Source organism: Gracilibacillus oryzae (assembly GCF_009498735.1).
GTDB lineage: Bacteria > Bacillota > Bacilli > Bacillales > Amphibacillaceae > Gracilibacillus > Gracilibacillus oryzae.
Genome location: NZ_ML762425.1, coordinates 332,748 through 348,037, shown reverse-complemented (window position 1 = coordinate 348,037; position 15,290 = coordinate 332,748). Strand labels below are relative to the sequence as shown.

Sequence of the window (15,290 nt, the reverse complement as noted above, 5' to 3'; positions counted from 1 at the left end):
ATCATTAGAAACCTTTCTTAGTCAGACTATCCCATGTTTCCATTTGATAAGCCATTTCCCAAAATGACAACTCATAATTACTGCTGATCAAAAAGTGTTCCTTCATACGCTCCCTATCTGTTTCGGTTACTTGTTCTGCAATAACATTCAGTCTGTCAATTTGCTCCATTACTAAAGAACGGAACCAATCTCCGCCATATGTTGCAATCCACTTTTGATAGACAGGATGGTCTGGTTTACAATCTTTTAATTGTTCACCAACTTCATAATATAGCCAATAACATGGCAGAATTGCTGCGATAATATCACCTAAATGTCCTTCATATGCAGCTCGATACATGTGGGAAGTATAAGCGTAAGCAGTTGGTGATGGCTTAAATGCCGCTTTTTCTTCTTCTGTAATACCAAGAATTTCACTAAAAGCCCTATGCAGCTCCAATTCTGCTTCATATGTACCTTGAGCATGTGAAGCCATCCGATTGGTTACTTCTAATGAATTCGATTTAGCAGCACCTAATGCTTGGACTCGAGCAAAATGTGATAAATAATAGGCATCCTGCTGCACATAGTATTTGAATTTTTCCACTGGTAATGTTCCCTGACCTACCCCCTGTACAAATGGGTGATCAAAACTTGCCTGCCAAATCGGATCTGCTTCCTTACGTAAAATCTCTGAAAATTTCATCATAATTCCTCCTCTTAGTTAACACAAAAAACCACTATCAATACAGACATAGAGATAGTGGTCATAACTACAGAATTATGAGAATGAAAGTGTACACTTTCGCCACTTCCCTACGCTGGTATGAACCAGATCAGGTTCTAAGGGTCTTAAAGTTACACTTTAATCTCAGTCTTTTAAAGACACCCCTAGTGGAATTTTGCGTTATTTAATTTCGTCTTAACTATAACAGATTATATTAACTTGTCAATACAAATTATGATATACTTTCCAATATTACTGAGACAATCTTTTATTTATCTTCAGGAAAATATTGATCCTTATTGCAATATAAACTAAAATCTGCTATAGTGGGAGACAATATTAAAACAATTGAATAAGTATTACTTCAAATATTTTTGAAGTGAGCATAGAGGTGCGAAGACCATTAGTAAGCAGTTAGAGGAGATGTGGCCAATTACAATTGCTGAAAGGGGGATTTGCCGAAGTGATTAGAAACACGTCATTTTAAATCACTGGTCTTACATTGAATAAATGTTGGGCTGTCATATAGTAAATCTATATGGAGGGCTATCTCACGCATCTTATCCATAAATAATGATGCCACAATGAGACCCTCTCATTGTGGCTTTTTGATTGGGTAAGGATGCAGTAAATAAAGAAAACTTCCTTTTTTCCGGAATTCTAGTTTTCTATGTTGGGATATGCTCTATTCATAATCCAAAAAAGTGCGAATTGTTTTAAATCTATGAATAGAGGTGGATGAATATGAACTTTGGTCGAGTGATCACAGCAATGGTAACACCATATGATCAGAACGGACAAGTAGACTATCAAAAAGCGGAAACATTAATAAATTATTTAATTGCGAATGGTACAGAAGGAATAGTCGTTGCTGGAACAACCGGTGAATCACCAACATTATCTACAGAAGAGAAAATAGCGTTAATCAAATTCGTTGTAAAAACCGTAAATAAGCGAATTCCCGTTATTGCAGGTACAGGTTCGAATAATACGCAAGCATCGATTGAATTGACAATACAGGCCGAATTAATTGGTGTGGATGGTGTCATGTTAGTAACACCATATTACAACAAGCCATCACAACAGGGAATGTATGAACATTTTAAAGCTATCGCCAGTGCAACAACTTTACCAGTGATGTTATATAATATCCCTGGAAGAACCGGTGTTAATCTATTACCAGAAACAATTATTGATCTGGCACAAATAGATAATATTGTTGCCGTAAAAGAAGCTAGCGGAAATTTAGATGCAATGACTACAATTATTCACCATACACCAGCTCACTTTTCTTTATACAGTGGTGATGACAGTTTAACATTGCCAATACTCGCAATCGGTGGTAAAGGTGTTGTTTCCGTTTCTTCACACATTATCGGTAATGAAATGAACGAAATGATATCAGCATTTCAGCAAGGACGTATAGCTGATGCTGCTATTCTGCACCAGGACCTTCTTCCGGTAATGCAGGCAATGTTCTCAGCGCCTAGTCCAAGCCCTGTAAAAGCTGCATTAAATATGTTAGGTATTGAAGTTGGTTCAGTAAGACTTCCACTAGTACCGCTAAATACAGAAGAATTACAATTATTAAAACAGCAATTGCCTTTTCTTAAAAACAACTATCATGCTGGATAATAAATGTTGGGAATCATCATGAATGGCAGAAATGTCATTCATGACGATTCCCCTTTTTTTTATTTTAAAATCGTCTTCCAAAGTTAAGACAATTGATACTAGTATTTAGAATTATTAAACAGGAAATCCTGCTACTCCGCTTTTTCACTCAACCATTTTGTCAATTTCACTCCTACACCCACCACAGTTTCTAAAATGGCCTGTCCCCCAGCGATGGATAGAATAAATATGACTATCCAAGCAATGTCATGTAAATATAAAAAAGCTAATACAATAATAATGGCACTCCAGATCCCTGCACACCAATAGCAATTAAGAAGATAACCAAAATTAGATGTTGGCACTTTTTTAATATGTTCTATTCCGTGTGCATCCTTGACCTTCTGCTTTTTTAAGAAAGGTTTTCGGATAAATTCTGTTATCTTATCAAATACGATTAAATGTGTCAGACGATAACTTGCTAAAATAAGAATGAAATATGTTAACCAATCAACTGAGACACTTTCCAATTAATAGTTCTCCCTTCAATAATCAGTTTACATAATTATAATACGGTTAATTTAATTAGTTAGTAAATTTGCTTAGCTGGCTAAAGATTTTGGTCCCACGCTTTTCTTCAGAACCATTTATCTTCAAATAAACGATTGACGTACTCATTACTGCATACCTGCCTATTTAGTATGGTACAATCTACATATTTTATTCGGTTCATTATAACAGACTAACTTTCTAATCCTTGTTACTAGAAAATTCTATTATGTTTTGAAATTGCGTTTATGGAGAAGTAATATATTGAAGTTGATCTATATGGTAAAAAGAAGTGAAAAGAGGAGGTTACAGTGAAATCTGCCTGGAGGCTTATTACTCTTTTAATGAATTAGAATACTTGCCTCAGCTAAAAATGGTATGAAGGATCATTCTTAGCTGATATATATATATTTTCCATTAATTTATTATTACCAAATAGTTTCCTCTTCATTTGATAATTTCATATAAAAAGGATATGTTCCAAAGAATAAAAAAACAACACCTATTAACAAAAATAAAAAAACTAGAGAAGCACCGAAGAATAAATTGACTAACATGATGACAGGTACAGCAAACGTAATTAGGGCCGTTATTTTCCTTGTTTTTGTCGTAACATATTGTTTTTCGCCGCAATAGGGACAGTTCATTCCCGTATCCAAAGTAAACGATTTTTTTATCGTCTGTTTCCAGCTCCATGTTTTGTGACATATCTGGCAAACCGGCATGTTTACATCGCCCTTTCCACTAAAATAATGAGTTGAATTATTTCTTCTCTGTTTTAATTATAACATAACAAGAGTTCCACCAAACTTTTCTTGAAAACAAAAACAGCAATCCAATCAGAATATGAATGGAGTTGCTGCCATAATTACGCATTTATTTAACTTATCGACTTTTCTCGTTTACTGATAATTTTATTGGCTAATTTCTCAATTACTTGAGCCAATAGTAATGTCCTCGGAATGAGTGAATCCAATTCCAGATACTCATCTTCTCTATGAGCATTTCCTCCCACTGGTCCTAATCCATCCACAGTTGGGATTCCTAATGCGGCAGGATAAGAAGCATCAGAACCGCCGCCCGTCTCTGTGTCAATAATGTTGATCTGTAATTCACTGCCTACTTTTTTAATAATTTTTAATAAGCGCTCTGTTTTCTCTGTCTTTTCCATTGGCGGACGATTCATTTCTCCATCGATAATCACTTTTGTGCCGGCAACTTCTGTTGAAGAAGTAATTTGTTCGATTTGTTTTTCAATCACTTCGGCTTGTTCTTGATTTCTAAAGCGAACATCAATCTCTGCTGTAGCATGGTCTGAAATCGTATTCACTGAACTGCCGCCTTCGATAAGTCCAACATTAACATGGATCCCTGCATCTTCATCTGTGATTTCGTGTAGTTGAATAATCTTATGTGCTAATTCTTCAATGGCACTTCTCCCTCTTTCCGGTTCAATTCCTGAATGTGCCGCTTTTCCAATGACTTCTAACGTATAATGTCCTTTTCCTCTTCTTGCAGATACGATCGCACCATTTTTTCTTGCTGGTTCCATTACGAGAGCAAATTTTTTACCTGCCGCCTTTTTTTCAATCAGCTGTCTTGAACTAGCAGAACCAATCTCTTCATCACTTGTCAATAGAATCTCTACTTCATCAAATGCTTTCCGGTTATAATTTTTTAATGCTTTCATTGCATAATATACGGAAACTAAACTTGCTTTCATGTCAATTACACCAGGACCAAATGCGCGATTATTTTCCATACGGAAAGGTCGCCTGGCAGCTGTTCCTTTTTCAAAAACAGTATCCATATGTGCTATAATAAGAATGGAAGGTTCTTTGCACGTAATAGAATGAATGGCAAGATGGTCGCCGAATTCCGTTTGCTGATATTTTTGTACATGTAAACCTAATTGCTGATACAGTGCTTTCAACCTGTCACCAATTTTGTTTACACCATCTTTATCATATGACCCGCTGTCTATATTAACCAATTGTGCTAAAAGTTCCAACATATCCTCTTGATGCTGTTTTACATAGTCATTCATCTAACGTTCCCTTGCCTTCTATTAAGATTAAGAAAATCATACTATATTTTATGAAAGAATGCTATATATATTGACACAGATATAGCAATAATTGTGAAAATATGCCGAAATATTGCTGAAAGGAGATCAATATGAAGATATATGTGGATGCAGATGCCTGCCCTGTAATTGATACAATTATTAAAGAAGCCAAAGACTTTCACATTAATGTAGTTTTAGTGAAAAGCTACAGTCATTTCTCTTTACAAGAATACCCTGAAAATGTGAAAGTAAGCTATGTTGATTCCGGAGCAGATGCTGCAGATTATAAAATTGTTGGAATGGCCAAATCAAATGACTTGATTGTGACCCAGGATTATGGGCTGGCAGCTCTAGGACTGGAGAAAGGCTGCTTTGTTCTTCATCATATCGGATTTCATTATACGAAAGAAAAAATCGATCAAATGCTTGATGAAAGACATCGGAAAGCAAAGGCGAGAAAAGCAGGGTTTCGGACAAAAGGACCAAAGAAATTAGACTACAGCCAAAAAGAAAGCTTCCGTAATTCCTTACGAAAGCTTCTGGAACAATATAATTAATCCTCCTGGATGATCTCGGCAATTTTACTTACTTGCCAGCGTTCAGCTGTTTCTGCCGGAACTTCATACACTCTTCCTTCGCGTAACAGCTGGCCATTGTAAGTAGATTGGACTAACATTTTTACTTTTGTCATTCGAAAAACTCCTTTTATTTTGCTCTAATATACTGATTCAGCCAATTTAAACAGACGTCTTTCCACATATAGGCATGGGGGTGTTCGTCTGCGAGTCCCAATCCATGTCTACCCTCCTGGTATATATGTAAATCATAGTTGATATGGTATTGTTGCAGAGCCTGGACATATTGCAGACTGTTAAAGACCGAAACAGATGCATCATCAGCTGTTGACCAGATAAATGCAGGAGGTGTATTTGCTGTAACTAATTTTTCTGCTGAATAATGATCGATCAGAAAATCAGCAGCATCAGGCCCAATCAAATTATGTTTACTACCTTCATGTGTATATGCTCCCATTGATAGAACAGGATAACATAATATCTGAAAATCCGGCCGGCTAGAATAATGGTACAAAGGATCATCACTTGACTGATCGCCGTCTTCGAAACGGTTACTAATCATTGCTGCCAGATGCCCGCCTGCTGAAAATCCTAATACGCCAATTTTTTCTGGAACAATTCCCCACTCTTTTGCATAGTAGCGTACCGCCCTGACTGCCATTTGGCCATTATTGATTGTTTCCTGATCCTGAATTGGTGCGACTCGGTAACGCAGTACTGCGGCATGATAGCCATTTTCATTCAGCCATTCAGCAACAGGTTCCCCTTCATGATATGCTCTGTGACTATAACCGCCTCCTGGAATGACGATAATAAATGGTGCTTCCTTATTATCATTCAAAAGATATGGAGTAAGGCTTGGGCATTCATCATGAAGCGAATCATTCTGCCAATCGATTTGATTTTTATCTAATATTTTCATCCTCTATCCCCGCTTTATCCCGTAATTTGAAAGACTTATCTTAAATTTTTGAAAAATGGGTATTTACCCTTACATAATGGGTATCCGTGCATAGGCTACTATCAGGTAAGTAATTATCTGTTTATCACTGAAAGGAGCATGTATGTTGTATACACCTATGAACCAATCTTATTATAATGATCCGCATATGCATAGACAGGATGAACGATTCTTCGGACCAATTGGACCACTTGGAGCTGGGTTGTTAGGATTTGGATTAGGCTTTCTTGGAGGAGAAATAGCAGATGGTCCGCCAAGACCTTATCCTTACCCGCCTTACGGACCATATCCTTACTATGGACCTGGACCTGGTCCTGGACCAAATCCATATCCGTTCGGCCCTAGACCTCCATATGGCCCAGGACCTTTCTATGGACCATATTAAATGAACTGATGAAAGGATTTAGATGAAAAATCTAAGTCCTTTTTTCACGTTTTGAAGTTCCAATTATAAGAAAAATGGACAAAGTCGTTAAAAGACGAGCGATTGCAAGTTTTTCTTATTAAAATAGATTCATACTCAGATATCTTTCTCCAGTGTCTGGTGCAATACAGACAACTTTCTTTCCTTTCCCGAGTTTTTTCGCTACTTGAATGGCAGCATAGGCAGCTGCTCCTGCAGACAGTCCCACAAAAATTCCTTCTTCTTTTGCCAGCCGTTTAAAAGTAGTAACCGCATCTTCGTCACTTATCTGAAGAATTTCATCATAAATATTCGTATTCAAAATATCCGGAATAAAACCTGGGCTTGTCCCTACCAATTTATGCTTTCCTGGTGTTCCGCCAGATAAAACTGGCGAGCCTTTAGGTTCTGCTACCGCAATATAAAGGTCTGCCAGGCTTTCTCTTAAAACTTCCCCTGTACCCGTAATAGTGCCGCCAGTTCCAGCCGTAGCTACAAAGCCATCTAACTGGTGATTCATTTGCTCTAATATCTCTTTGGCCGTTGTAGAACGGTGGATTTCCGGATTAGCATGATTTTCGAACTGTTGCGGCACAAAACTGTTCGGTATTTTATCAGCCAATTCCTTTGCTTTTCTTATTGCACCAGGCATTTTCTCCTGACTTGGTGTTAAAACAACTTCCGCACCATATGCTTTTAACAAATTAATTCGCTCTTGTGTCATATTGTCAGGCATTACTAATATCGCTTTATAACCTCTTACTGCAGCATTCATGGCGAGTCCAATGCCAGTATTTCCACTGGTTGGCTCGATAATGGTCGCTCCCTCTTGTATATATCCTTCTTTTTCCGCTTTGTCGATCATATTGTAAGCTGCACGATCTTTGACACTTTTGGTTGGATTAAACATCTCCAGTTTCATATAAACATCGGCAGCATCACTAGGTACGATTCGGTTCAATTTTACCATTGGTGTGTTTCCAATCAATTCAGTCATGCTTTGGTATACTTTCATTAATTTCTCCTACCTTTCACACAACTTATTTTATCAAGGATTTATTTTTTTTACCAATATTCTTAAAAGATAAAATGCTTAAGTAATTGTCCTCCTTAAGCATTTTTATCATCTATTTATCTTCAACAATAATATAAGCTGCCTGAATGGGACCATGTACACCAACAACTAAATTCATCTCAATATCTGCACTATTACTAGGTCCAGTAATAAAATTTACACATGAAGCTATATTTTTCCCCGTTTTCACCAGTTCATGGATATATTGTGTTGCCTGTGTCATTCTTGGGACAATCGTGGATTTAGGTACAATGGCAATATAATCACGTGGCAGAAGACTAACAGAACGTCCTTGCCCTTTTCCATTAAACAACACAATTGTTCCCGATTCTGCAAGTGTCATATCACTAAATGTGATTCCGGCATCTGCTTTCTCGGCAAAACTTACAGAAGTCTCCCGATCTTCCGGGTCCCATTCCATTATTGCTCGTTTTTCATTTACTGAAGATTGGAAAAAATCATCAAGGTGATATGTCTGAAAACGTTCATCTGCTGAATAAATAAATGACTTTGTTGCATACTGTGCCAAAACATCATTTAATGTATCCTTTAATCTGTCAGATGTTGTCTGAAAAAAATCTGTATGAATATGTTGGCATTGCTCTTTTAACACATCCACCAACTGGTCTTGTGTAAAATCTTTCAGTACATTATGCTGGGGGTTCACAGTCCATTCCGGTTTTTCGATGGACTTCTCTGGTGTCAAGCCGCCAATTTTTGAGGAGACATTTGTTAAGAACCGCTCTCGATTGATTATCTTTCCTTTCATTAGACAGCTCCCCCTTGTTTTTCCCTGTTTTTAAACCAGTCACGAAATCTTTCTTTGGTCGGTCTAGGTAGATCCCTGGTATCTGTCCAATTTCTAATTGGTCCCGGTCCTTTTGTGATCACATTATTCTTAGCAAACGGAGTTGTTAAAAATGGGGCCATCCTCGTAGCTGTACGATAAAGGTTTGCAGAATGAACTATTTGCTCAAAGCCTCTCATGGCAATACGCTCAGCTAACGTAGACTTTTTCTCATCTTCGACTATCTTCCTTCTGTGCATAATCAGCTGCTCATGTAACGGTATTTTCACTGGACAAACTTCTGTACACGCCCCACATAAAGAAGAAGCATATGGTAACTCTTTATATTCATCATAATCTGATAATAATGGGGATAACACCGCCCCAATAGGACCAGGATAAATCGATCCATAAGCATGACCGCCAACATGACGGTAAACAGGGCATACATTAATACATGCAGCACAGCGAATACAGTGTAAAGCTTCCTGAAATTCTGTACCAAGTATTTTTGAGCGGCCATTGTCTACGATCACTAAGTGAAACTCTTCTGGTCCATCCGCTTCGTCTATCTGTTTCGGCCCCGTTAATGCCGTTATATAACTGGTTAATTTCTGGCCGACTGCTGCTCTTGTTAAAAGACTGACAACAATATCAAGCTCCTCCCAGCCAGGAACAATCCGTTCCATGCCCATTACCGTAATTTGTGTTTTTGGTAATGCTGTTACCATGCGTGCATTTCCTTCATTTGTGACAAGGGCAAATGAACCTGATTCCGCAACAGCGAAGTTGCAGCCGGTTATCCCGATATCGGCAGTTAAAAATTCTTCTCGCAATTTTTCCCGAGCAAATAACGCAAGTTCTTCTGGTTTTTCAGTCTTTAAATAATCCAGTCTTTCTTTAAAAACATCTCTAATTTGTTCCTTATTTTTATGCAGCGCTGGTGCCACAATATGAGATGGGGGATCATGGTCATCAATTTGCAGAATATATTCCCCTAAATCTGTTTCAATCACTTCACAGCCGATTCCTTCCAAAGCCTCATTCATCGAAATTTCTTCTGTTACCATTGATTTTGATTTGGCGATTTTCTTTGCATTCTTTTCCTGAACAACCTGTTTAATATACTCGTTTGCTTCTTCTCCTGTTTCGGCAAAGAAAACATGTCCCCCAAGTTCAGCTACTTTTTCGCTTAACTGGTGTAAGTAATAATCCAGGTGTTCAACAGTGTGGCTTCGTATTTGCTGACCGAGTGTTCGCCATTCTTCCCAGTCTCCCAATTCTTCTGCTGCAGCAGCACGTCTGTTTTGCAGCCTTTCCTGAGCCGAGCGCACAGCACCGCGCATAAAATCATCCTGAATACCTTTTGTTACACGTTTTTTAAAATCCTTTTCCCCAATATGCATCGGCATTATTCATCACCTCTGCTGTTTAAAATTTCGGCAATATGCTTTACTTCAACTGGTTTGCCTTGTCTAGTAATTCGGCCACCAATATTCATTAAGCAGCTTCCATCCGCACCCAGTAATAGATTCGCTTCTGTTTCTTCAATATGAGAGATTTTTTCATCAACCATTTGTTCTGATATATTTGCCATTTTAACAGAAAATGTCCCTCCAAACCCACAACAATCATGACGATATGGCAAATCTACCATTTTTAAGCCTTTTACATTTTCCAATAATTTGAAAGGTGCTTCTTTCACACCAAGTAATCTTGTCATATGGCAGGAAGTATGATATGTTGCTACAGCTTGATAACTTGCTCCAACATCTTCTATGCCAAGTATCTCAACGATAAATTGAGAAAATTCATAGGTTTTCTCTTTAAGAGCAATGGCCCGTTTCTGCCAATTGGAACCGTCTTTAAATAAATGAACATATTCATGCAGCATATAAACACAAGATCCGGAAATACCGACAACATACTCTGACTGCTCAAATACTTCTATCATATGTTTGGCAGCCTCAAGCGTCTCTTTATGGTATCCGCTGTTATATGCCGGCTGACCACAACATGTCTGAGCATCGGGAAATTCTACTTCACAACCTAATCTTTCTAGCAGTTCTACCGCAGCTTTTCCGGCATTTGCATAAAAAATATCCCCTAAACATGTGATAAAAAAAGATACTTTCACTTTTAACGCCCCTTTTTGGATGTTCCCAATCATGACTTTCCTATTATTTTATCACTATTCTCGTAAATAGTAGAATGGATAAACCCTCTAAATTGAGAGTTTATCCATTTTCCTTCATTATCTGGTAAATGCAGCAGCAACGCCACCATCTACTGTTACCATACACCCTGTTGTTTTCGCCGCTTTGGAAGAAGCTAAAAATGCAACAGATTCTGCAATATCTTCTGGTAAAATGTTCACATTTAAAATCGTACGTTTACGGTAATGTTCTTCTAAATCATCTGTTCCGATACCGTAAGAAGAAGCACGTTCTTTCTTCCATGAAGAATCCCAGATTTTTGACCCGCGGATCACAGCGTCTGGCAAGACAGAGTTCACTCGAATTCCAAGTGATCCTCCATCAGCAGCAATGGTTCTCGCTAAATGGACTTCCGCAGCCTTTGCGGTACTGTATGCTGCCGCATTTTTCCCTGCATAAATCGAGTTTTTCGAACCGATAAATACCATATTACCACCAATTGCCTGATCTTTCATCAGCTTGAATACTTCTCTGGCTACAAGGAAATAACCTGTGACTAAAACATTGATATTTAAATTCCATTGATCGATCGTTGTTTCTTCAAAAGGACTGGAGCTTGCTAAACCTGCATTGTTTACCAGAATATCGATTCCCCCATAATGAAGAACGGAATTCTGGATTGCCTGCTGTACTTCTGCTTCTTTGGTTACATCCATTTTTAATGCAAATGCCCGGTTTTCACCATATCTTTCATTTACTTCTTTTGCTAAGTTTTCTGCACCTTCTAAGTTAATATCGGCAATGACAACATGTGCACCATCTTCTAATAAACGATAAGTGGTTGCTGTCCCGATTCCGCCAGCACCACCTGTCACAAACGCAACATGACGGGAAAATTCTTTTTCAGCAGGTGCTAAACTTAATTTATATAACTCCAGTGGCCAATATTCCACACCATAGGATTCTGCTTCATTTAATGAAACAAAGTTACCTAATACCGTCGAACCAGCCATTACAGATATTGCCCTGTGATACAGCTGTTCACTGACATTCGCTGCAGACCAGCTCTTCCCTGTATTAATCATCCCAAGTCCGGGAATTAATATAATCCGCGGTGCTGTTTCGGATAATACATCCCCTTCTTGCTTATTTCTTTCAAAATAGGCTTCATATTCCGCTTTAAACTGATCCAAACCAGCTCTTACCTTGTCAATTAATACCGCTTTATCTTCTGATTGAGGATTCCAATCAATAAATAGAGGCACCCGTTTCGTATGAACAAGGTGATCAGGACATGCTGCACCAATCTGCGACAATTCTTTTGCATCACGACTATTGACAAATTCCAGGACACTGTCATTGTCATTATATGTTGCTAGCATTCTATTATTCTGACTAACTTGTCCTCTAATGATCGGCATAATGTCTGCAAATAAGTCTTTTCTGTCTTGTTCATTTAACGAGTCGTATTGTGCCCCGCCAAACAGTGCTTTTCCTTCTGATTGCTGATTAATATAGCTTTCTGCCTCATTAATAATCTCGATTGTTTTATTATAGCTTTCTTGTGATGTTTCACCCCATGTAACAAGTCCGTGCTTCTCCATAATCACGAGTTCCGCCTCAGGATTGTTTTTCACACCCTCTGCAATCATTTTGGATAATTTGAAGCCTGGACGAATGTATGGCACCCAAACAAATCGATCACCATAGATCTCTTTAGCTACTTCTTTCCCATTATCTGCACATGCAATACTAATGATTGCATCTGGATGAGTATGATCCACTTGTTTAAATGGTAAAAATGCATGTAATAAGGTTTCAATAGAGGAACGTGGATGTTTGACATCAATCATACAATGTCCTAAATATGAAACCATTTCCTCATCTGTCATATCCTCACGCTCTAACAGCGGCCGGATATCTGCTAAATTAAGGCCGGTAAAGTTTTCTGCCTTCATTGTCGCTAGGTCAGACCCACTTCCTTTCACCCACATGACTTCAATGTCTTCCCCTTTAAAATCCTTCTCGATGGTTTTAGCAGAGGTGTTCCCACCGCCCCAGTTTACAACAGACCGCTCAGATCCAAGTAAATTGGAACGGTAAACAAGTGATTCTAATCCATCTTTATTTACCGCTTTTTTATCATCCCAAAGATATTGTACCAAGTAACTTCCTCCTCATTGTTTGATTTCTGTTTTTATTTTTGTTTAAAATTATATCTCCTTTTATTATAGCTATTAAACAAACATAAATCAACACAAACAAATATTTATCTGTTTTTATTCTCGATGTGATAATACAGCTTTTTCATATTTTTTTATTTCATCCAGCCATTGTTCTTTTACCGGCACACCCATTTTCTCACAATAATAATCCCATACTGCGCCAAATGGGTAAGTTTTGAATTCTTCCATTAATGCCAATCTGTCTGTAAAGTTTCCTTCTTCTTGCAACTGTTTTAAATAATCATGTGGTAATAATAATGCATACAATAATGATTTAATCATATTACGAGTACCAATCGTCCATGCTGCTACTCTATTAATGCTCGCATCGAAAAAATCAAGACCGATCATCACTTTATCGATGGCATTATTACGGACAATTTCCAAACCAATCTCCCGTAATTCATCGTCAAAAATGACAACATGATCACTATCCCAGCGAACCGGCCTGGAGACATGAAGTGCTAATTTATCACTGAACAAGAGCATTGCAGAGATTTTATTAGAAACAACCTCTGTTGGATGATAATGTCCTGTATCTAATAAGCAAAGCTTGTTATTTTTCAGTGCATAACCCATGTAAAACTCATGAGAACCTACAACGTATGCTTCTGAACCAATACCAAATAATTTACTTTCTACCGCGTCAATGTTGTAAGTTTCATCCACATCTGCAGCAAAAATCTCGTCTAATGACTCTTTCAGTCGTTTACGGGGTGTTAAGCGATCACTCGGAATATCTTTATATCCATCAGGAATCCAAATATTTGTTAAACAAGATTGACCCAATTCTTTTCCAAAATACTCCCCAATCCTACGTGACTTTATACAATGCTGAATCCAGAAATCGCGAACTTCTTCATCAGGATGAGCAAGTGTTAAACCATCTGCAGCTTTTGGATGGGAAAACAATGTAGGGTTAAAATCTAACCCTAAGTTATTCTCTTTTGCCCAGTTTACCCAATTAGTAAAATGCTTTGGCTCTAATTCATTACGGTCAACAAATTCTCCATCTGTTTCTGCATAAATCGCATGCAAATTAATTTTATGAGTACCGGGAATTAAAGAAAGTGCTTTTTCCAGATCAGATCTTAATTGCTCTGGGTTTACTGCTTTTCCCGGATAATTTCCTGTTACATCAATTCCGCCAGACAGTTCTTGCTGATTCACTTCAAAACCAGCAATGTCATCACCTTGCCAACAATGAATGGATATGGAAACGTTCTTTAGTTTTTCGATAGCATTTTCTACGGAAACTCCCCATTTTTCATACTGCTGCTTTGCTTGTTGAAAATTATCATTTACTGACATCATTATTCCCCTCTCGGTTATATTGTTGAATATCAAATGATTGATTTATTAAATTTTTCGATTTTTCCAATGAATCAATTTCTCCTGTTGCTACCATTTGTGCTATCAGGTTTCCAATTGCAGTCGCTTCCGTTGGTCCTGTATAAACCGTCTTTCCTGTACTTTCCGCCAACTTTTCATTTATATAATTGTTTTGACTGCCGCCACCAATTATATGGATAGTTGCATAACTTTTACCTGTTAATTCTTCAATTTGTGCTGCAGCATTTTTATAACTATCAACTAAACTATTGAAAATACATGCTGCTATTTCACCGGGTGTTTCAGGTATCAACTGTGATGTTAAAAGACAATAATCCTGAATCGCCCGAACCATACTGCCCGGGTTCAAAAAACGGGGATCATTTACATCGACAATAGACGGGAAATCAGCTTTTTTATAAGCAAAGTCTACAAACTGAGGAAAGTCAAAGTGGTCTTTTAATTCTCTTTTTACTTCCTGAATCATCCATAGGCCCATTATATTTTTTAAGAACCGAATATTATTATTAACGCCACCTTCATTGGTGAAATTATATTCCAACGCTTTTTCTGTACTTATCGGTTCATGATGTTCTACACCGATTAGCGACCAAGTTCCAGAGCTAATGTAAATGGTTTCATTACTCGGTACACTGACTACCGCTGAAGCAGTATCATGTGTTCCTGGTAATACCACATCAAGGTCACACCCCAGCTCGTCTTTCAATTCTTCTGTCAGTCTGCCAATTGCCTGCATAGGCTGAACTGGTTTAGAAAAAATATGAGGAGGTATACCGATTTTTTCTATAAATATGTTATTCCAATCTTGTTCTTTTGCA

The 15,290-nt window shown here is 37.8% G+C and carries 16 protein-coding genes and 2 riboswitches; of the genes, 3 read left to right on the top strand and 13 right to left on the bottom strand.

Annotated features, from left to right (window positions below; translation table 11 throughout):
* Positions 1–4: 4 nt before the first annotated feature.
* Positions 5–685: a thiaminase II gene (tenA, locus tag F9U64_RS04410; protein ID WP_153401799.1), complete on the bottom strand. Its 681-nt coding sequence runs from the start codon at positions 683–685 to the stop codon at positions 5–7.
* A 90-nt stretch (positions 686–775) separates the two neighbouring features.
* Positions 776–882, bottom strand: a riboswitch (TPP riboswitch).
* 202 nt (positions 883–1,084) lie between these two features.
* Positions 1,085–1,263: riboswitch (Lysine riboswitch) on the top strand.
* Between the two features lie 187 nt (positions 1,264–1,450).
* On the opposite strand from tenA, the gene dapA reads away from it, so the two are divergent.
* Entirely contained in the window at positions 1,451–2,341 is an 891-nt protein-coding gene (dapA, locus tag F9U64_RS04405) for a 4-hydroxy-tetrahydrodipicolinate synthase (RefSeq protein WP_153401798.1), read from the top strand.
* A gap of 131 nt (positions 2,342–2,472) precedes the next feature.
* Here dapA and F9U64_RS04400 read toward each other — a convergent pair whose 3' ends face one another.
* The 3 genes from F9U64_RS04400 to F9U64_RS04390 form a co-directional block, all read right to left on the bottom strand.
* Positions 2,473–2,850: a DUF1360 domain-containing protein gene (locus tag F9U64_RS04400; RefSeq protein ID WP_153401797.1), complete on the bottom strand. Its 378-nt coding sequence runs from the start codon at positions 2,848–2,850 to the stop codon at positions 2,473–2,475.
* 447 nt (positions 2,851–3,297) lie between these two features.
* On the bottom strand, positions 3,298–3,594 hold the full coding sequence (locus F9U64_RS04395) for a TIGR04104 family putative zinc finger protein (protein WP_153401796.1): 297 nt from the start codon (positions 3,592–3,594) through the stop codon (positions 3,298–3,300).
* A gap of 155 nt (positions 3,595–3,749) precedes the next feature.
* Complete coding sequence (locus tag F9U64_RS04390) at positions 3,750–4,916, bottom strand: M20 family metallopeptidase (RefSeq protein ID WP_153401795.1); 1,167 nt, start codon at positions 4,914–4,916, stop codon at positions 3,750–3,752.
* Positions 4,917–5,047: 131 nt separating this feature from the next.
* On the opposite strand from F9U64_RS04390, the gene F9U64_RS04385 reads away from it, so the two are divergent.
* Entirely contained in the window at positions 5,048–5,494 is a 447-nt protein-coding gene (locus tag F9U64_RS04385) for a YaiI/YqxD family protein (RefSeq protein WP_153401794.1), read from the top strand.
* On the opposite strand, the gene F9U64_RS22595 is transcribed toward F9U64_RS04385, so the two are convergent.
* Both F9U64_RS22595 and F9U64_RS04380 read right to left on the bottom strand, forming a co-directional pair.
* Positions 5,491–5,628 (bottom strand): hypothetical protein, encoded by a 138-nt coding sequence (locus F9U64_RS22595; RefSeq protein WP_194287276.1) that lies wholly within the window; start codon positions 5,626–5,628, stop codon positions 5,491–5,493. The genes F9U64_RS04385 and F9U64_RS22595 overlap by 4 nt on opposite strands.
* A 14-nt stretch (positions 5,629–5,642) precedes the next feature.
* On the bottom strand, positions 5,643–6,434 hold the full coding sequence (locus F9U64_RS04380; protein WP_153401793.1) for an alpha/beta hydrolase: 792 nt from the start codon (positions 6,432–6,434) through the stop codon (positions 5,643–5,645).
* 145 nt (positions 6,435–6,579) lie between these two features.
* On the opposite strand from F9U64_RS04380, the gene F9U64_RS04375 reads away from it, so the two are divergent.
* Positions 6,580–6,858 (top strand): hypothetical protein, encoded by a 279-nt coding sequence (locus F9U64_RS04375; RefSeq protein WP_228275582.1) that lies wholly within the window; start codon positions 6,580–6,582, stop codon positions 6,856–6,858.
* Between the two features lie 118 nt (positions 6,859–6,976).
* On the opposite strand, the gene cysK is transcribed toward F9U64_RS04375, so the two are convergent.
* The 7 genes from cysK to F9U64_RS22815 all read right to left on the bottom strand — a co-directional run.
* Positions 6,977–7,891, bottom strand: a complete 915-nt coding sequence (gene cysK, locus F9U64_RS04370; protein WP_153401792.1) for a cysteine synthase A — start codon at positions 7,889–7,891, stop codon at positions 6,977–6,979.
* Positions 7,892–8,003: 112 nt separating this feature from the next.
* Positions 8,004–8,720, bottom strand: coding sequence for a LutC/YkgG family protein (locus F9U64_RS04365; protein ID WP_153401791.1), 717 nt, complete (start codon positions 8,718–8,720; stop codon positions 8,004–8,006).
* The gene (locus F9U64_RS04360) at positions 8,720–10,150 is read right to left on the bottom strand and encodes a LutB/LldF family L-lactate oxidation iron-sulfur protein (protein ID WP_153401790.1); all 1,431 of its coding nucleotides are present in this window, start codon (positions 10,148–10,150) and stop codon (positions 8,720–8,722) included. Before F9U64_RS04360 ends, F9U64_RS04365 begins: the two co-directional genes overlap by 1 nt.
* The gene (locus F9U64_RS04355) at positions 10,150–10,875 is read right to left on the bottom strand and encodes a (Fe-S)-binding protein (RefSeq protein WP_153401789.1); all 726 of its coding nucleotides are present in this window, start codon (positions 10,873–10,875) and stop codon (positions 10,150–10,152) included. Before F9U64_RS04355 ends, F9U64_RS04360 begins: the two co-directional genes overlap by 1 nt.
* Positions 10,876–10,992: 117 nt before the next feature.
* Entirely contained in the window at positions 10,993–13,059 is a 2,067-nt protein-coding gene (locus F9U64_RS04350; RefSeq protein ID WP_153401788.1) for a bifunctional aldolase/short-chain dehydrogenase, read from the bottom strand.
* 114 nt (positions 13,060–13,173) lie between these two features.
* A complete protein-coding gene (gene rhaA, locus F9U64_RS04345) occupies positions 13,174–14,430 on the bottom strand; it encodes an L-rhamnose isomerase (protein WP_153401787.1) in 1,257 nt (418 codons plus the stop codon).
* Positions 14,417–15,290: rhamnulokinase (locus F9U64_RS22815; RefSeq protein ID WP_266095239.1), on the bottom strand; the 874-nt coding region annotated here is incomplete at its 5' end. The genes rhaA and F9U64_RS22815, both read right to left, overlap by 14 nt.